We start from the raw sequence: 17,514 nt of genomic DNA on the forward strand, positions 1-17,514 counted from the left end.
TCCTATTCCTCAAGATGAATGTGTCTTAGTTGGCCGTCCCAATCTGGCAAGGCTGTTTTTAAAAAGGCTGGAACTAGATTGATACCCTCAAGCTTGTCTATGTCAATCCATTCACAGGGCTGCCTTTTATCATCTTCCTGCATGGTCAATGGGGCATCCTCAAGCAAATCCACCAGATAATGAAACTCGATATTGTGATAGGAAACACCGTCCTGTTCAAAACGATTTTCAACCACAAAAGCTAGCTGGCCAGCTTGAGCTTTGACACCCAGTTCTTCCCTCACTTCACGGACTACCGCGTCTTCCGTGCTTTCATTGACTTGAATCGCACCGCCAATAGTGTAATACTTGCCCTTATCTTTGGTAACTAGGAGCTTGCGATTTTGGACAATCAAGGCTGTCGCCCGAACACCAAAAACCGTATTTCCTACTTTTGTCCGAAAGTCTTGTTGAATCATTCTTGTCCTTTCCCTTAAACGACACAAAAACAGTCAAAACTCCAAAGAAGTGCAGGACAAAAAAGCCTGCAACATCCATGAGCTTTGACCATCATTTCTATTGCTTTTATTATTGTAGCAAATTGAGAAAATTTGTCAATCTAAATGTACTGACAAACTTGTCCATCGCGGTAAGCATTGTCAATCAAACCACCACCTAGACACTCTTCGCCATCGTAAAAGACAACTGCCTGTCCTGGTGTGATCGCGCGCTGTGGTTCCGCAAAGATGACCTCTGCCTTATCTCCTTTGACATGGACGGTCACCTTAGAATCAGGTTGACGGTAGCGGAATTTAGCCGTACATTCTAGCGTAAATTCCTCGGGCATGTCACGAGTAAAGTGGACTTGACTAGCCTCTAGGCTAGTTGACATGAGCGAATCATGGTAGAATCCTTGGCCGACATAGAGGATATTCTTGCTTAGGTCTTTTCCGACAACGAACCAAGGTGCATTGTCACCGCCGTGTTGCCCACCGATACCGAGACCTCCACGCTGACCAATCGTATAGTACATAAGCCCAGCATGCTCGCCCATATCGCGACCATCCACAGTCATCATGCGACCAGGCTGAGCTGGCAGGTAGTTGCTGAGGAAGTTTTTAAAGTTCTTTTCTCCGATAAAACAAATCCCTGTCGAGTCTTTCTTCTTAGCAGTCGCAAGACCTGCTTCTTCTGCGAGTCTGCGAACTTCAGGTTTTTCCAAATGTCCCAGTGGAAACATGGTTTTTTGCAGTTGTTCTTGCGAAAGTTGGCTGAGGAAATAGGTCTGGTCCTTGCCATTGTCCACGCCACGAAGCATATGAACGATGCCATCCTCATCACGCGCCACTCGGGCATAATGCCCAGTCGCTACATAGTCTGCTCCCAAGGTCATGGCATAGTCCAAAAAGGCCTTGAACTTGATTTCCTTGTTGCACATAACGTCTGGATTTGGCGTGCGTCCTGCACGGTATTCCGCTAGGAAATACTCAAAAACGCGATCCCAATACTCTTTTTCAAAGTTGACAGAGTAATAGGGAATGCCAATCTGGTCTGCTACCGCAGCCACATCCTTGTAATCTTCGGTCGCCGTACAGACGCCATTTTCATCTGTGTCATCCCAGTTCTTCATGAAGATACCGATCACATCGTAGCCCTGCTCCTTGAGCAAAAGAGCCGTCACCGACGAATCAACACCACCACTCATCCCCACGACAACACGTGTTTTAGAGTTATCACTCATGGTAAGTCTCCCATCTATTCGTTTATTTATACCCCTCGAAATTCTATTTACTATGACTTTCAATAGAATTTACTTGAGTATAGTCATTTCGTTTACTTTTAGTAGTAAAATGATCTGGGAGACCATTTTAGCCTATCATCTTAAAATGAAAATATGATAGGCAACGAGTCGCAGGCATAACTTGAGTTCGCTCAATCAGTCTGGGAGACTGATTGAGGTTATAAATAAGACAAGCTCAGCTTGCATCTCATTTCGAGTTAACGACGTAATAAAAGATAAACGAAATGACTAGTTCACGATTGAAGGTCGTGTGTGCTTTAACGATTGAAGGTCGCTTGAGCAGTATTCATTATAACATGCTTGGTTAGAGAAGACAAGAAAGAGGCTGATAATCTACCAACCTCTTGTTCTGAACCTATCAATCTAGCACTTTTTAGCTTCATTCGCTTTCTTAGCAACTGCAATCTGGTATTTCACTTGGTCAAATCCTGTACCTCCCAAGGAATTTCGTCTTTGAACAGCAGTTTTAGGTTGCAAGTAGACATAAATATCCTCGGTAATGAGGGAATGATAGGTTTGTAATTCCTCCAAAGTCCAATCTTGAATATTTTTAGCAGACTTGATAGAGTCTAACACTAATCTTCCCACAACCTCATGAGCTTCTCTAAATGGCAAACCTTTCCCTGCCAAATAATCTGCTAACTCAGTTGCATTTGAAAAGTCCTTCTCTGTCGACTCTTGCATTTTTCCCTTGTTTACCTGCAAGCTAGATAGCATACCTGCCAACACATCAAGGGAATTTAAAATCGTTTCGACCGTATCAAACATTCCTTCCTTATCCTCTTGCAAATCCTTATTATAAGCTAAGGGCAAGGACTTCATGACTGTCAATAGTCCAAACAGATTCCCATAAACTCTACCAGTCTTTCCTCGAATCAACTCAGCCATATCTGGATTTTTCTTTTGGGGCATAATAGAGGAACCTGTTGTAAACGTATCTGACAAGGTAATGAATTGGTACTCAAAACTACACCAATTGATCATTTCTTCGCAAAAACGGCTCATATGCATCATGAGTATGCTGGCATTGGATAGAAATTCTAAGATAAAATCGCGGTCACTAACAGCATCCAAAGAATTTGTATAAGGTTGCTTAAACTCCAGCAAATCGCTAGATAATTGGCGATCAATGGGGAAAGTCGTTCCTGCCAAAGCTGCCGCACCTAGAGGGCATAGGTCTGTATGCTGCTGGTTAAATTCAAAACGTTCACTGTCTCTTTGAAACATATTGTAGTAAGCCATCAGGTGGTGGGCAAAACTAATAGGCTGGGCATGTTGCAGATGGGTATAGCCCGGCATGATCGTCTCCACATGATTTTCCGCCAAGTCTAATAAAACACCCTTGAGATGAGTCAGCTTATCTAGGACATGACCTAGTTGCTCCTTGAGATACAAGTGCATATCTGTCGCAACTTGGTCATTTCGAGAACGAGCCGTATGTAACTTCCCTGCAAGGGGACCGATTTTTTCTGTCAGCAACACTTCCATATTCATATGAATATCTTCGTTTGCAATATCAAAGTCAAGTTGGCCTGCCTCTAGCTCTTCTAAAAGCTCTTTCAAGCCTGCTTGAATCTTTTCTGACTCATTCAAACTCAAAATGCCCGTCTGACCCAACATCTGAACGTGGGCTAAAGAACCAATCACGTCAAATTTAGCTAATTTCTGGTCAAAAGATATACTCGCACCAAAGCGCTCTACCCAGTCTTCGACAGTACCTTCAAATCGACCACCCCATAATTTTGTATTCTTAGCCATATCACATCCACCTCTCTATCCAATCGCCCTATTTGGCACTTTTTTGAACCTCAGAATGAACCTTGGTTGGAAGTCCCCACAACTTAATAAAGCCAACAGCCGCATCTTGGTCAAAGGTATCTGCACTAGTATACGTCGCCAAATTTTCATCGTAAAGAGAATTTGGTGATTTCCGAGCCACGACCTGAGCGCTTCCCTTATACAGTTTGACTTTTGCAGTCCCATTGACAACTTTTTGAGTCTCTTTAATATAAGCAATCAAGGCTTGTGTAGCCGGACTAAACCACAAAGCATTATAAATGAGATTTGATAATTCATTTTCTATGATTGGTTTAAAATGAGCCACTTCTCTCACAAGCGTCAAATCCTCAATTTCCTTATGAGCTGTCAGCAGAGTCACTGCCCCTGGGCACTCATAGATTTCTCTTGATTTAATCCCAACCAAGCGATTTTCCACGTGGTCAATCCGTCCGACCCCATGTTTCCCAGATATTTCATTGAGTTTTTGAATCAAATCTGCCAATTTTAACCCTTCTCCATTGAGGGAAACTGGAACACCTTCACTAAACTCAATCTCAATGTATTCTGGCATATCTGGAGCTTGCTCTGGAGAAGTTGTGATGCCAAAGGCTTCTTCTGGAGCCTGATTCCACGGATTTTCCAAAATACCACACTCATTGGCACGTCCCCAAAGATTTTGGTCGACAGAGTAGGGATTGTCAAGGTCAGCAGGAACAGGCACCCCATTTTCCTTGGCATAATGTATTTCTTCCTCCCGAGACCATTTCCATTCACGAACTGGAGCAATCACTTTTAAATTGGGATCCAAGGCTGCAATCGATACTTCAAAACGTACTTGGTCATTCCCCTTACCTGTACAACCATGAGCAATTGTAGTCGCTCCTGTCTGATGCGCTATTTCAACCAATTTTTTAGAAATAAGAGGGCGGCTCAAGGCAGATACCAAGGGATACTTTTGTTCATAATAGGCATGTGACTGAAGAGCCACTAGCACATAATCTGTAGCAAATTCGTCCTTAACATCAATGACATGAGATTCGACTGCTCCAACCTGGAGAGCCTTATCATGGATGAAATCCAAGTCTTTCCCTTCACCCACATCCATACAAACTGCAACAACATCATAGTCTTTCTTTAACCAGGTAATAGCAACTGATGTGTCTAAACCGCCAGAATAGGCCAAAACTACTTTTTCTTTACTCATGTTCTTTTCCTTCTTTCTATTTTTCAATGGACGCTTTAAAGGCATCCTCAATGAGTTTGTCTAATTCTCCAGACTCCTTCAACTTTTGAATGATTTTATCGACTGCCTCTTTCAATTCCTTGCTATCTTTTTTCATGGCGACCGCATAAGAATCATCTTGCTCTTTTTCAAAATTGAGGTCTGCGATTGCTAAATCAGAATTATTTTCCACAAATCCCTTGGCAACAGGTTCTTCAAAGATAACGGCATCCACTTGTCCTGATTTTAAATCTGTAATTAAATTCCCATTTTTAGGCAGAGATACGAGGGAAGAATTTTGTAGCAAATCTTTCGCCATCGTCTCTTGAATCGAACCTTTCTGCGCTCCGACCTTTTTCTGCGCTAAGTCGTTGACAGACTGATAAGTAGCCAAGTCAGATTTTTTGACAATGAGCTTATTTTTTGAAGTATAGTAGGGAGTTGAAAAATCGAACACCTTGCTCCGTTCATCTGTCTTAGAAACACCAGATATGGCAAGATCGGCTTTTCCTGATTGAACACTAGCCAGTACATTGTCAAAACTCATGGGAGATAGTTCCAATTCGACACCTAGTTCTGTTGCGATAGCCTTGGCTAATTCGATATCTGAACCCATAATCTGATTTTTCCCATCAACCACTTTTTGGTATTCAAATGGAGCAAAATCTGGATTGAGAGCTACAACCAATTTTCCTTTGGACTTGATAGCTTCAATTCCAGCCGATTGATTGTTACTACAAGCAAATAGTAGGGGGAGCATCACTAAACCAAACATCGTCATCAACACCTTCTTCATCTTATTCATAACAAAACCTCCTTTATGTTTATTCCTTTTGATTGTATAAATAATACACCCATCTTCATTCTTTGTCAAGCCCAAATTGAATTTTTTTCAATTTGAAACAAAAAAACCTAGAAATACTACATAAAAATGTCATTCCTAGGCGTATTTATGCTATTTCTCTCTGGAAAGTATGAGTATTCAGTCAGTCAAAAGAAGCCGAACGAACTCATTTCCCCTCGCCCAATTCAATGATACGATGACATTGTTGGGCTACATAAGCATCGTGGGTCACAATAATAACTGTTTTCCCCTCGCGATTCATCTCTAAGAGAAACTTCAAGACCAAATCTCTATTTTCAGGATCCAGCGAACCTGTAGGTTCATCGGCTAAAATCAGCTGGCTGGGTTTTAAGATGGCTCTAGCAACTGCAATTCGTTGTTGCTCCCCACCAGACAACTCGGAAACCTTTTGATGCAAAGTAGCTGACAAACCTACTCTCTCTAAAATCTCTTCCACCTTTTTGAGTTTGTCTTTCTTGGACAATTTCACATATTTCAGCGCCAGCATAAGATTGTACTCGACCGTTTCATCATCAATCAGGGCAAAATTTTGAAACAGATAAGAGATATGTTCACGAATTATTGTTTGTGATTTAGCAGAATTGACTGCTAGATTTTTCTGACCAAAAATCTCATACCGTCCGCCATAATCACCATCTATCAAACCTAATAAATTTAACAAGGTCGACTTACCACTACCACTCTTGCCAACAATGGCTACCAAATCTCCCTGATCAATCCTGAGAGATAAGTTATCCAAAATCACTTTTCCTCCAATGGTTTTGGTAATATTTTTCAACTCAATCATAAGATGCCCCCTTTCAATAACTCTACTAGACTTCTTTTCTCCATCCTAGAAGCCAAGCCTAGCACAAATAGTATATCCAAACATGTAAAACCTGCAAAAAGTAGGAGTGGCAAGAGCGCATGGGCAAAGAAAATCAAGACTAGAAGAGGCAGACTATAGCCCAGCAAGAGCAGAACGAGGAGAGGGCGGTAGCGATCGACCAGTTTCCACCCCATAAACTTCTTGGTAATGATATCCCTGCGCTTCAACAAGAAAGTAGTAACGAGTAAAAAGTAGGAAATCATCATGCTAAGGAGACCAAACAAAGCAAAGAGTAGGTTAAAATTCCGAACAGCATCTCTATAAGAATCCACTTTCTCTTGTTGAATGGCTTGAATCGATGAAAATTTTAAATAATTTCCATCTGACAATTTCTCAACTAACTCTGTAATCTCTTTTTGATGTTGAACCGTATTTTCAATTTTAATCGGATTATTTAAGCCAGTTGTTGACAGGGAGGCTTTCTCATCCCACATCATATCAGAATCATTGACCAAGCTAATAATTGGATTGGAGAGATTTTCCTTTCGCTTATCACTATATGGGAAAAATGACCAATCTCCTTCATAATAGGCAATCTCGACATCCATCTCCTCTATCGTTCGTTTTTGCTGCTCTTCATACTTCATCGAATGAAAGGCAATTAACTTCCCCAAGAGCTGATTTTTATCTTCTTCACCTTTCGTACTTGCTGGCATCAAAATAACTTTTTTAATACCGGTATCTGGTAGCTTGAATCCCTTGCTCTTTAGAAAATTGCGATTGGCATAGTAAACATCCACCGTATCTGTTAACTGATATTGCTGAATCTGTTCTGATTGGACAAAATTTTTTACAGGAAGACTGCTACTCTGCACATAGCCCGCCTGCGTTTTTTCTACCAAATCCTGATAAAATCGATAGAAATAATCTGTAGATTTCCCTGACCCTGCTAGCTCTTCTTGCCACAGATTATCATTGAGTTTGAAGGTTTCTAAGGTCAGGTAATTACCTTGACTTACCCACTGTTGCTGATAAGCAAGTTCTTTGTTTTCTTGTTCTAAACTTCTGCCCACCCCAATCAGTAAGGCCGTCAGTAAAATAGTTGTCCCTATTTTCATCACATAATTGAAGATAAGACCAAATTTGAAAGATGAAAAACCTTTCAGCAGAGAGCTGATTGTCATTTTTTGGATTAAGAGGTAAGTCAACCAACTGATAAAGAGATAAAGCTGCAACAGCAAAAAATGAGACAACCACAGCATAGGAAACAAATCTTTTGGCTTATAATCAAGCAAGAAAAACACGCCTAGATTGATCACAAGAGCCCCACCTAGGAGGAGGTAAAGGTTGCCTTTTACAACATCAGCTAAAACAGCCCTATCTTGAAAACCAAGTAATTTTTGTACCCCAACTCTTTTCATCTCCATCATCGGTTGATACACTGTCACTAACACAAGAAGCAAAATAGCCAAGACAAAAACAATGGCAGATAAAAGCAAATCTCGATTTATGACTTCCACTGCACTTTTGTAGGTCGGCTCTAGCAAGGTAGCCTGGTCTATCTTGAAAAAATCGCTCCATTTCTGTACAATCCTATCCTTGTCCATCTCTTGTGTAGAAGTTATCGTATAGCGACCATTTAAACTACGAGATGTATCCTTGATATAGGTTTGAAAAGTCATAAGCTGAATAGGTTTGGCTTTTAGAAAGGTCGGAATCGTACCAAGTTTATTGGAAATTTCTTTATTACTATAGACTCCTTCACCATCTGTGGTAAAATCAAGAGAAGAAATCCCAAACTCTTGGTAGGGGAAGGTATCTTTATCAAAAACACCAGACTTGATTACCTCATCACCACTGTCTGTTTTGATGATGGAGACTTTATACTCCTTTGATACATCCTCAAAAAATCGAAGAACAGACGCTGCAGGTTCGTTAATATCTTTCAAATACAAATCCAAAGAATCTACAGTCTTTCCCATTTCTTGAATCCGAACCACTTCTCGTGTATAGTTTACATTAAAAACAAAAAAAGTGGTACACAGAAGCAGGAGTAACATACAGAAATTACTGATTTTTTTCATAAAAGTGCCTCCACTACAGTTTTCCCCCTCCAAATAGGAGAGGGAAGAATTTTACTCAAATCCATAGAAATATTCCATTCCTGTTGGCGGAATCTTGGTGAGGGAAGCTCTAGCCCATGCCTCAGGTTTTGCATAATCCTTAGAGAATTTATTTCCATCTTTAACAGTTGCTGTATGATATCGAGTAGAATGTAAATAATCAGAATATCCAAAAGTTCCTGTCCAACCTACTCCATAGTTCCATTGACCACCCTCAACCCATACTGCTAAAGCATTTGTAGTAGCAAGTATACCACATACCATTAAAGATGCAACACCAATTTTAACTAATTTTCTCATGATTTATTTCTCCTATTATCGAGAGCTGTTCCGTAAAAACAGCTATAGTAATTTATCAACAAGTATCGTAGTCCATTGGACTCACCTTCCTTTCATTTTTACAACTAGCGCATTATATCGGCCATTTCCATGGGAAAACCGTAGCAATGCTGAATAAGAAAGCAAGAAGAACTAAAAAGCGAAAAACTTTTTTATTCATACTTTTTCCCTCCTATCTGTATTTTGTATCTATAGTATACCTCTTCTTTATTCTATTTTAAAATTAGTTAACTTTTTTCACACATTATTTTAGTTTTCTTTTTTACTATTCCTGTTATTATGATACAATATTTTTAATAGGATTTTATTATTTGTTAACTTTTTTCACGAAAAGGAGAAAATTATGCGTTATGATTTCGGAAAGGTCTATAAAGAAATACGCGAGTCAAAAGGATTGACCCAAGAAGAGGTCTGTGGAAATGTCATCTCAAGAACCAGCCTATCAAAGATTGAAAGCGGCAAGGTAACTCCCAAATATGAAAATATGGAGTTTCTTCTCCGGCAAATCAATATGAGTTTTGAAGAGTTTGACTATATCTGCCATCTCTATCAACCAAGCCAACGAACAGAAATCATGCAAACCTATCTCAATATGAGCTCAATTCTAGGGACTAGTGAACTCGAAAAACTATTTCAAAAATGCCAAAACTATCTCAAGACCCGCCACGACCTACCTATAGAAGAAATCAGGGATATGCTGGAAGTTGTTATTTATCTCCGTCAACATGGGACTGGGGAACTGTCAGATCAAGTGAAACAGACTATCAAAAATCTTTGGGAAAAAATTGAAAAACAAGATACATGGTATGAAAGCGACCTAAAAATCCTCAATACCATCCTTTTCAGCTTTCCCATCGAACACCTCCATCTCATCACTGGAAAAATATTGCAACGCCTAGAAGTCTATAAAAACTACCAACATTTATATGACTTACGAATGGCAATCCTACTCAATCTGTCCACCATTTACTTATACCATCAAGACAAAAACATGTGTCAACAAATCTGCTATACTTTACTAGAGGATGCCAAGAAAAAGAAGCACTACGATAGGCTTGCTATCTGCTATGCCCGTATCGGGATTTGTAGGGATGACGCTAGACTTATCCAAAAAGGTTTCTCACTTCTGGAGCTGACCGAGGAAACTTCTATGCTGTCTCATCTCAAAAAAGAAGTAGAGACCTATTATCAACGGAAGGAAAGAGAAAAGGGCTTAGAAAAAACTAACTTCTAAATAAAACCACACTGTAATTCCAATCTTGAATACAATCAAGTTGAAAGGAATACCCTGTGGTTTTTAAATTTTTGAAGTTTCATAGGTCAGTTTGTTGGATAACGTTATAAGAAAATTCAGGCTCATCAATAGAAATCTTAATCCCCCTACTACTATCTGTTTACCTCTAATATATTCTAATTTTCTTTAATCAGTGCAACCTCTTTTTATTTTTTACTAAATTTTAAGTAGGTGTAAATAAATCCTGCACTGATAGCCAGAGTTGTCCACCACTTAAAATCAATATGCAAAAGTGAAAAGATTAGAAAATTGATGATTAGCGAGGCTAAAATATAAATAATGATTAAAATTTTATTTTTCATAGGAATTGCCTTTCTGAATGGATTCTAGTATTTACAGCTTATCTGTAAAGTTTACAATAAGCCGCTAGGGCAATTGTCTATCAGAATGTCCTTTTATCTGTCAATAATCCTAGAAAATCTTGTCGTTTCAAGTCTGAGAAATGTTTGGTAGAAAGACTTCCTTTTTGAAGTCCATCATCTCTAACCTGCAAATAATAGCTATGTTGGCTTGTTTTAATTGTCAAAAAATCGCCAAATACAAAAAATTTTTTCCAGTTACGAATCTCAAATTCTTTCATCTCTGATTTTGGAATGCGGATAAGGCCTTGTCGCAAATCACGATGATGCTCACTTGTGAAAGTCATCCCATTCCCAATATTTCTTATCAGTAGTTCATCTGGAGTTACCATCACCAACGCTATTTTAGTTAAGAAAATTTCAACTGTTGGTGGTAAAATCGCCAAATCAAACCAAGGATGTAGGTAGCGATAGGCTAAGAAATAATGAGGCTCCTCACCCAATCCTAGTTGTTTATATAAGTCCTTGACCTCACTATCTAACCTCGCTTCAAAAGACACATCCGAATGCTCTTCTTCCTTCCTCTGATTAAAATAACGCATCCAGACTAGGAAACCTATAAAGACTAGGACAAATATTCCTGATAAAAGATATTTTAAATTGTAGTTCATCACTTAACCTCCTGATTAACTTTTCCGCCTAAAACAGAGGCCTATCTATTTTGAAAATAGTTCCATAACAACTTTAAATAAGACTGGTAGTATTGTATCAAACTAGAATTCTTTCTTTTCTAGCTACATCATAATTCTTTGCTGAATACAAAGTTAAGGGCACTGCATTTGTTAACGCTTACACAACTCCTGCTTTACCTATATTATAAATCAACATATATAACCTGTCAAGTAATAAAAAAAAGAGCCATTCAAAGCTCCTTCCCTATTTCTTAATACCAGCCATTGTTAAGCCAGAAGTTTTTAGCGGCTGTCCATGAACCGTAACGTCCTGCAACATAGGCATCTGCTACACGTTCTTGGTTTTCAGCTGAGTAGTCACCGTTCAAGTATGAATCTGTCAATTGGTAACGTCCGATATAACGTCCGTTTGTAGCTGTGTAGCTACCGCCTGATTCTTTTTGAGCGATCCATTCTTTGGCTTCTGCTTCAGATCCGCTTACAGTTGAAGCAACTGTTTCTTCTGCTACTGCTTCGCTTGCTACTGGAGTTTCTTCCACTACTTCTGTAGTTTCTGCTACTGGAGCTGAAACAGTTTCATCTTGAGCAGCTGGTGCTGCATAAGTCGTTGAAGCTGGTGCTACTGGAGCTGCTGGACCGTCGATAACCAACTCTTGACCAACATAAATCAAATGAATGTTGTCGATGTGGTTGTTTTCTGCCAATTTTTCAACTGTTGTGTTGTGAGTTTCAGCGATTTCTGAAAGTGTATCACCTTCTTTAACAGTGTAAGTTGATGATTCTTGAGCAGATACAAATGATGGAGCAAATACTGCAAACAAGGCAGCTACTCCTGCAAGAGTTGTTTTAATCTTTTTAGTTGTTGATTTCATATCTAAAAATTCTCCTTCTTTCTATAGTTCTATCATACCCTTTAAATATTACTGTTTCTTAACACTTTTATGTAGAAATATTACAAAATTATTTTTTATTTCCCTAAATAAGGTATTTTTTGTCATAAAAGATACTATTTTTATGCTATTTGAGGTATTAGAAAGGTTTTCATCCACAATTAAAGTCAAGACCTTTATTCTTTGATATAATAGAGATAAGAATTTTTATAAGGGGAAACTGATGAAATCACTTCGTTTTCAATCTGTCTTTGATATCATCGGACCAGTTATGATTGGCCCATCTAGTAGCCATACCGCTGGTGCTGTTCGTATTGGGAAGATTGTCTCTTCCATTTTTGATGATACTCCGACAGAAGTCGAATTCCAACTTTTTAACTCATTCGCTAAAACCTATCGTGGTCACGGGACAGACCTAGCTCTTGTTGCAGGTATTTTGGGCATGGATACAGATGATCCTGAAATCCCAAATAGTCTTGAAATTGCCCACAAGCGTGGTATCAAGATTGTCTGGACTATTCAAAAAGACAGTAATGCTCCTCATCCAAACACCACTAAAATTACCGTCAAGAATGCCCACAAGACCATCAGCGTAACTGGTATTTCTATCGGTGGAGGGAATATTCAGGTCACCGAACTCAATGGCTTTGCCGTCTCTCTCAATATGAATACACCGACTATCATCATCGTTCATCAAGATATTCCAGGTATGATTGCCCTCGTAACGGAGGCCCTTTCACGCTATGGTATCAATATCGCCCAGATGAATGTTACTCGTGAAAAAGCTGGTGAAAAAGCTATTATGATTATCGAAGTTGACAGTCGCAACTGTGATGAGGCCATCGAAGAAATTCGAAAAATCCCTCATCTCCACAATGTCAATTTCTTTAAATAGGAGGAAGCATGTTTTATTCTATCAAAGAATTGGTCGAGCAAGCAGATCTGGACTTTCAAGGAAATGTCGCAGAACTCATGATTACAACAGAGTTTGAATTGACCGGTCGCGAACGTGAAGAAGTCTTCCTTCTCATGGAACGCAATCTGGAAGTCATGAAAGCCTCTGTCCAACTCGGCCTCAATGAAAATAAATCTCGTAGTGGTCTGACAGGTGGAGATGCTGCCAAACTGGATCACTACATCAAAAACGGAAAAACTTTATCAGATTACACGATTCTCTCTGCTGCCCGAAATGCCATCGCAGTCAATGAACACAATGCCAAAATGGGCTTGGTTTGTGCCACTCCGACCGCCGGAAGTGCTGGCTGTCTCCCTTCCGTTCTCACTGCTGCTATTGAAAAATTAGACCTCAGCCATGAGCAACAACTGGATTTTCTCTTTGCTGCTGGTGCCTTTGGACTAGTCATCGCAAACAATGCCTCTATCTCAGGTGCTGAAGGTGGTTGTCAGGCCGAGGTTGGTTCGGCCTCTGCTATGAGTGCTGCAGCCTTGACTCTAGCTGCCGGTGGAACACCTTATCAGGCCAGTCAGGCCATTGCCTTTGTCATTAAAAATATGCTAGGTCTCATCTGTGACCCTGTTGCCGGCTTGGTTGAAGTTCCCTGTGTTAAACGTAATGCCATGGGAGCTAGCTTTGCCTTTATCGCAGCAGACATGGCTTTGGCAGGTATCGAATCTAAAATCCCTGTGGATGAAGTTATCGATGCCATGTACCAAGTAGGAGCAAGCATGCCAACTGCCTTTCGTGAAACAGCTGAAGGTGGACTCGCTGCCACCCCTACTGGTCGTCGCCTTCAAAAAGAAATTTTCGGAGAATAAGCTTATCAAATAGGAGAAACCATGACCTCTATCACAGCGATTTTTTTCGATCTGGATGGAACACTCGTCGACAGTTCTATCGGGATTCACAATTCCTTTACCCATACCTTTAAGGAGCTGGGGGTGCCTAGCCCTGATGCCAAAACGATTCGTGGTTTTATGGGACCGCCTCTTGAAAGTAGTTTTGCGACCTGCCTGCCCAAAGAACAAATCGCTGAGGCTGTGCAGATATACCGTTCTTACTACAAGGAAAAAGGCATCTATGAAGCTCAACTTTTCCCTCAGATTGTAGAATTACTTCAAGAACTATCCAAGAATTACCCTCTCTACATCACCACTACAAAGAATACTCCAACCGCTCAAGACATGACTAAAAACTTGGGGATCCATCATTTCTTTGATGGAATTTATGGTTCTAGCTCTGAAGCACCCCATAAGGCAGATGTCATTCGCCAAGCCTTGCAGACACATCAACTAGCACCGGAACAAGCCATCATCATCGGAGATACCAAGTTTGATATGCTTGGAGCTCAAGAAACAGGCATTCAGAAATTGGCCGTCACTTGGGGATTTGGAGAGCAAGCAGACTTGCTAAACTATCAGCCTGATTATATCGCTCACAAACCCATAGAAGTTTTGGAGTATTTTCAATAACATAGACTGAGCGACAACCCCATTTCAGAAGAAAATGAGGTAATCTATACATAACAAAACGCATATTACCAAGGTTCTTATGAACAACTTGATAATATGCGTTTTTCTTTTTTATTCAACGTGGGTTGTTTGATTGGCAAAGGCGATAATGGCTTGTTTCAACTCATCTCCTCTGAGAGTTCGGAACTCTTCAATCTTTTTATCGATGGCTTCTAGAGGCATGACATTAACCTTACCAACGAAAATCTTATCCATAACCTGATTATCAACCAGTTCGGTGGATACCAAGAGTTCTTCGTAGAGTTTTTCACCTGGACGGATTCCAACTTCAACGATTGGAATTTCGCTCTCAGTGTGTCCACTTAGAAGGACCATTTTCTTAGCCAAGTCATAAATCTTGACTGGTTTACCCATATCAAGGATAAAGACTTCTCCATCCTTGGCATAGGCACCAGCATGGATAACCAAACGGCTAGCTTCTGGAATGGTCATGAAATAACGGGTCATGCGGAAGTCTGTCACCGTTACAGGCCCACCTTCAGCAATCTGGCGTTCAAAGACTGGAATGACACTACCACGGCTACCAAGAACATTCCCAAAACGAACCGCACAGTAGGTTGATTGGCTACGTTGGTTAAAGCCAGTGACAATCAACTCAGCCACGCGCTTGGTTGCTCCCATAACATTTGGTGGATTAACCGCCTTATCTGTCGAAATCATAACCATTTTAGGAACCTTGGCTTCATCAACAGCCTTAGCAACATTGTAGGTTCCACGAATATTGTTTTTGAAGGCTTCTTTTGGATTGCGCTCCATCATAGGAACGTGCTTGTGGGCAGCCGCATGATAAACAATAGCTGGCTTGTACTGCTCAAAGACTTGCAAGAGACGGTCATAGTCTTGAATATCGGCAATAACTGGTACATAATCAATCCCTTGGAACTTGCGAATCAATTCATGATAAACAAGGTAGATTGAGTTTTCCCCATGCCCGAGCAAGACGATGCGTTCAGGATTGAAGCGACTAACTTGGCGACAGATTTCAGAACCGATTGAGCCACCAGCACCCGTAACCAAGATTGTTTTTCCAGTAAGTTCTGCACCCAGACGCGATTCGTCAAGACGAATTTCCTGACGGCCCAAAAGGTCCGTAATATCAATTTTTTGGAAGCCAGTACCTGCTTGGTGAAGACCTTGAACAACCGTTTCAACCTTAGGCATCTTGTAACATTTGACACCCAGCTTATTACACATCTGCAGGATACGTTCATATTCTGACGGGTCAAGCGACGGAATCGCAACGATAACACGCTCGATTTGGTGGCGTTTGGCTAATTCAGGCAGATTGTCATAAGAGCCCAAAACAGGGATTCCACCAAGTTTTTGACCCTTTTTCTTAGAATCCTTGTCCAAAATACCAACAAGTTCCAAATCACTGGTTGGATGTTGGTAGCTGTTCATAAAGAGGGCTCCGCCATCACCAGCACCAATCAAGAAGGTTCGACGGTGTTCTCCATCGCCACTTCCTTTTTTGCGTCTAGAGTAGATTAACTGCCAAGTAATCCGTGGCAATAAAATCAAGAAGGTACTCAACAAGATAAAGAGAATAATGAAACGGATGGAGAAGAGTGGCAAGAAGGCATAGCAGATTCCATAAGACAAAACACTGCTGACAGTCACACCAAAAAAGATTTTCATAAAGTCCGTAATCTTGCTGTAACGACTAATACTAGCATTCAAGCCCCAAAATGCAATCATCAATTGATAGAACAGGAAGGCCAAACTCGTATAGATAATGTAGTCAACAGGTGCTGGATTAATCAAGCCGTAGAATAAGATATAAGATACAATGATGGAAACCACCATACTCAAAATATCAAATATTCCCCAAAAAACCTGCTTTTGTTGTTTATTTAAAATTTCCACCAGATCAATCACATAATCTGTGAGTTTTTTATTCATAGAAATTTACTCCTCCTTAAAAGAGCTGGATATTTATATTGTTATTATAACACTTTTTATCCAGTTTACGATTTGCTACAATCTTTTAATTGCTTTTTCGTAACAGTTTCATAAAAATAAACTGTCTGACAAATCCTGGACAAAGAGCGACCACCATCTGAATGGCAACACTCTTGGCATACTCCATGTAAGAAATTTGCCCTCTCTTCAGCATGCGCTGACGAGCCTGACGATAGAGTTTAAGGTAACGCAGTCCCCCACGACGCTCAAACATCCCTGCTCCGACACGAACCTTACACAAGATTTGATCCAGATTTCCAGTCTTGGCTCCTGCAGCAATCATATTGAGCCAGAGGAGGTCATCTTCCATATAAAGCCCATCTTCATAGTTGCCTGCCTTGAGAACCATGTCCTTCTTGAACATGACAGTCATGTGGTTAAAGGCACTTCTCATCCTTTGATAAGCTACAATATCTGCATGTTGGGTTGGAACACGACGGTAAGAAACAATCTCATCAGGATTGTCAATAAACTCTGCAATATGTCCACCTAATAGGTCAAGGTTGTTCTTCTCCATTAGCTGAACCTGTTTCTCAAAACGGTCTGGAACAGCTATATCATCTGTATCCATACGGGCAATAATATCATACTGACACTGCAAAACACCGTATCGAAGAGCTAGACCCAAACCTTGATTCTGCTCAAGAGGACAGCGTTTCACTGGAATATCAGACTCAGCTTCAAGCTGGTCTAATACCTGATAGAGTTCAGGTGTCAAAGGCCCATCCTCAACCAGAACCAATTCGCTCGGTTTCAGGGTCTGATTTTGAACACTCTCAATAGCATCCTTTAAAAATGTCGGATTTTCCTTGATATAGACCGACATCAATACGCTGATTTTTTGCTTTTCAGACACAGTTTTTCTCCAATGTATAGATTTCCTTCCACTATTTTATCATAATTTTCAAGACTTTCCCATTTTTATCTTGAAAGCCAGAAACCTTACTTGACATTATAAGGAAAAAACCTTA

At 40.2% G+C, this 17,514-nt stretch carries 17 protein-coding genes; 4 read left to right on the top strand and 13 right to left on the bottom strand.

Annotation, left to right across the window (positions count from 1 at the left end; translation table 11 throughout):
* Positions 1–2: 2 nt before the first annotated feature.
* The 9 genes from SP4011_RS10590 to SP4011_RS10630 form a co-directional block, all read right to left on the bottom strand.
* Entirely contained in the window at positions 3–458 is a 456-nt protein-coding gene (locus tag SP4011_RS10590; RefSeq protein WP_000615910.1) for an NUDIX hydrolase, read from the bottom strand.
* Positions 459–598: 140 nt separating this feature from the next.
* A complete protein-coding gene (mnmA, locus tag SP4011_RS10595; RefSeq protein ID WP_001282944.1) occupies positions 599–1,720 on the bottom strand; it encodes a tRNA 2-thiouridine(34) synthase MnmA in 1,122 nt (373 codons plus the stop codon).
* Between the two features lie 317 nt (positions 1,721–2,037).
* Positions 2,038–2,163, bottom strand: coding sequence for a hypothetical protein (locus tag SP4011_RS10600; protein ID WP_001827144.1), 126 nt, complete (start codon positions 2,161–2,163; stop codon positions 2,038–2,040).
* The gene (gene argH / locus SP4011_RS10605; RefSeq protein WP_001107622.1) at positions 2,144–3,538 is read right to left on the bottom strand and encodes an argininosuccinate lyase; all 1,395 of its coding nucleotides are present in this window, start codon (positions 3,536–3,538) and stop codon (positions 2,144–2,146) included. Before argH ends, SP4011_RS10600 begins: the two co-directional genes overlap by 20 nt.
* Positions 3,539–3,566: 28 nt before the next feature.
* A complete protein-coding gene (locus tag SP4011_RS10610; protein WP_001827143.1) occupies positions 3,567–4,763 on the bottom strand; it encodes an argininosuccinate synthase in 1,197 nt (398 codons plus the stop codon).
* Between the two features lie 16 nt (positions 4,764–4,779).
* Positions 4,780–5,586: an ABC transporter substrate-binding protein gene (locus tag SP4011_RS10615; RefSeq protein ID WP_001038467.1), complete on the bottom strand. Its 807-nt coding sequence runs from the start codon at positions 5,584–5,586 to the stop codon at positions 4,780–4,782.
* A gap of 205 nt (positions 5,587–5,791) precedes the next feature.
* The gene (locus SP4011_RS10620; RefSeq protein WP_000571326.1) at positions 5,792–6,433 is read right to left on the bottom strand and encodes an ABC transporter ATP-binding protein; all 642 of its coding nucleotides are present in this window, start codon (positions 6,431–6,433) and stop codon (positions 5,792–5,794) included.
* A complete protein-coding gene (locus SP4011_RS10625; protein WP_338619294.1) occupies positions 6,430–8,538 on the bottom strand; it encodes a bacteriocin-associated integral membrane family protein in 2,109 nt (702 codons plus the stop codon). Before SP4011_RS10625 ends, SP4011_RS10620 begins: the two co-directional genes overlap by 4 nt.
* A 51-nt stretch (positions 8,539–8,589) precedes the next feature.
* Positions 8,590–8,877, bottom strand: a complete 288-nt coding sequence (locus SP4011_RS10630) for a lactococcin 972 family bacteriocin (RefSeq protein ID WP_001230162.1) — start codon at positions 8,875–8,877, stop codon at positions 8,590–8,592.
* Positions 8,878–9,259: 382 nt separating this feature from the next.
* On the opposite strand from SP4011_RS10630, the gene SP4011_RS10635 reads away from it, so the two are divergent.
* A complete protein-coding gene (locus SP4011_RS10635) occupies positions 9,260–10,150 on the top strand; it encodes a helix-turn-helix domain-containing protein (protein WP_001268180.1) in 891 nt (296 codons plus the stop codon).
* Between the two features lie 442 nt (positions 10,151–10,592).
* Here SP4011_RS10635 and SP4011_RS10640 read toward each other — a convergent pair whose 3' ends face one another.
* Together SP4011_RS10640 and SP4011_RS10645 are read right to left on the bottom strand one after the other, a co-directional pair.
* Positions 10,593–11,180, bottom strand: coding sequence for a hypothetical protein (locus SP4011_RS10640; RefSeq protein ID WP_001108794.1), 588 nt, complete (start codon positions 11,178–11,180; stop codon positions 10,593–10,595).
* A 272-nt stretch (positions 11,181–11,452) separates the two neighbouring features.
* The gene (locus SP4011_RS10645) at positions 11,453–12,073 is read right to left on the bottom strand and encodes a LysM peptidoglycan-binding domain-containing protein (RefSeq protein WP_000843460.1); all 621 of its coding nucleotides are present in this window, start codon (positions 12,071–12,073) and stop codon (positions 11,453–11,455) included.
* Between the two features lie 241 nt (positions 12,074–12,314).
* Here SP4011_RS10645 and sdaAB point away from each other — a divergent pair, with 241 nt between their 5' ends.
* Genes sdaAB through SP4011_RS10660 form a run of 3 tightly spaced genes read left to right on the top strand, consistent with a single transcriptional unit; the run spans position 12,315 to position 14,521 of the window.
* Positions 12,315–12,986, top strand: a complete 672-nt coding sequence (sdaAB, locus tag SP4011_RS10650) for an L-serine ammonia-lyase, iron-sulfur-dependent subunit beta (protein ID WP_000838912.1) — start codon at positions 12,315–12,317, stop codon at positions 12,984–12,986.
* Between the two features lie 8 nt (positions 12,987–12,994).
* Complete coding sequence (gene sdaAA / locus SP4011_RS10655) at positions 12,995–13,867, top strand: L-serine ammonia-lyase, iron-sulfur-dependent, subunit alpha (RefSeq protein ID WP_000500041.1); 873 nt, start codon at positions 12,995–12,997, stop codon at positions 13,865–13,867.
* A 21-nt stretch (positions 13,868–13,888) separates the two neighbouring features.
* Positions 13,889–14,521, top strand: coding sequence for an HAD family hydrolase (locus SP4011_RS10660; protein ID WP_338619296.1), 633 nt, complete (start codon positions 13,889–13,891; stop codon positions 14,519–14,521).
* Positions 14,522–14,632: 111 nt separating this feature from the next.
* On the opposite strand, the gene SP4011_RS10665 is transcribed toward SP4011_RS10660, so the two are convergent.
* A complete protein-coding gene (locus SP4011_RS10665; protein ID WP_338619297.1) occupies positions 14,633–16,483 on the bottom strand; it encodes a nucleoside-diphosphate sugar epimerase/dehydratase in 1,851 nt (616 codons plus the stop codon).
* 85 nt (positions 16,484–16,568) lie between these two features.
* Complete coding sequence (locus SP4011_RS10670) at positions 16,569–17,399, bottom strand: glycosyltransferase (RefSeq protein ID WP_001291457.1); 831 nt, start codon at positions 17,397–17,399, stop codon at positions 16,569–16,571.
* Positions 17,400–17,514 lie beyond the last annotated feature (115 nt).

The sequence above is a fragment of the Streptococcus parapneumoniae genome, from assembly GCF_037076355.1.
GTDB classification, from domain to species: Bacteria; Bacillota; Bacilli; order Lactobacillales; family Streptococcaceae; genus Streptococcus; species Streptococcus parapneumoniae.

What these genes read in the sequence shown, in the direction of transcription:
- SP4011_RS10610 (WP_001827143.1), bottom strand. Translation starts at nt 4,763, where the DNA reads ATGAGTAAAGAAAAAGTAGTTTTGGCCTATTCTGGCGGTTTAGACACA.
- sdaAA (WP_000500041.1), top strand. Translation starts at nt 12,995, where the DNA reads ATGTTTTATTCTATCAAAGAATTGGTCGAGCAAGCAGATCTGGACTTT.
- SP4011_RS10620 (WP_000571326.1), bottom strand. Translation starts at nt 6,433, where the DNA reads ATGATTGAGTTGAAAAATATTACCAAAACCATTGGAGGAAAAGTGATT.
- mnmA (WP_001282944.1), bottom strand. Translation starts at nt 1,720, where the DNA reads ATGAGTGATAACTCTAAAACACGTGTTGTCGTGGGGATGAGTGGTGGT.
- SP4011_RS10640 (WP_001108794.1), bottom strand. Translation starts at nt 11,180, where the DNA reads ATGAACTACAATTTAAAATATCTTTTATCAGGAATATTTGTCCTAGTC.
- SP4011_RS10665 (WP_338619297.1), bottom strand. Translation starts at nt 16,483, where the DNA reads ATGAATAAAAAACTCACAGATTATGTGATTGATCTGGTGGAAATTTTA.
- SP4011_RS10630 (WP_001230162.1), bottom strand. Translation starts at nt 8,877, where the DNA reads ATGAGAAAATTAGTTAAAATTGGTGTTGCATCTTTAATGGTATGTGGT.
- sdaAB (WP_000838912.1), top strand. Translation starts at nt 12,315, where the DNA reads ATGAAATCACTTCGTTTTCAATCTGTCTTTGATATCATCGGACCAGTT.
- SP4011_RS10660 (WP_338619296.1), top strand. Translation starts at nt 13,889, where the DNA reads ATGACCTCTATCACAGCGATTTTTTTCGATCTGGATGGAACACTCGTC.
- argH (WP_001107622.1), bottom strand. Translation starts at nt 3,538, where the DNA reads ATGGCTAAGAATACAAAATTATGGGGTGGTCGATTTGAAGGTACTGTC.
- SP4011_RS10590 (WP_000615910.1), bottom strand. Translation starts at nt 458, where the DNA reads ATGATTCAACAAGACTTTCGGACAAAAGTAGGAAATACGGTTTTTGGT.
- SP4011_RS10645 (WP_000843460.1), bottom strand. Translation starts at nt 12,073, where the DNA reads ATGAAATCAACAACTAAAAAGATTAAAACAACTCTTGCAGGAGTAGCT.
- SP4011_RS10625 (WP_338619294.1), bottom strand. Translation starts at nt 8,538, where the DNA reads ATGAAAAAAATCAGTAATTTCTGTATGTTACTCCTGCTTCTGTGTACC.
- SP4011_RS10615 (WP_001038467.1), bottom strand. Translation starts at nt 5,586, where the DNA reads ATGAATAAGATGAAGAAGGTGTTGATGACGATGTTTGGTTTAGTGATG.
- SP4011_RS10635 (WP_001268180.1), top strand. Translation starts at nt 9,260, where the DNA reads ATGCGTTATGATTTCGGAAAGGTCTATAAAGAAATACGCGAGTCAAAA.
- SP4011_RS10600 (WP_001827144.1), bottom strand. Translation starts at nt 2,163, where the DNA reads ATGAAGCTAAAAAGTGCTAGATTGATAGGTTCAGAACAAGAGGTTGGT.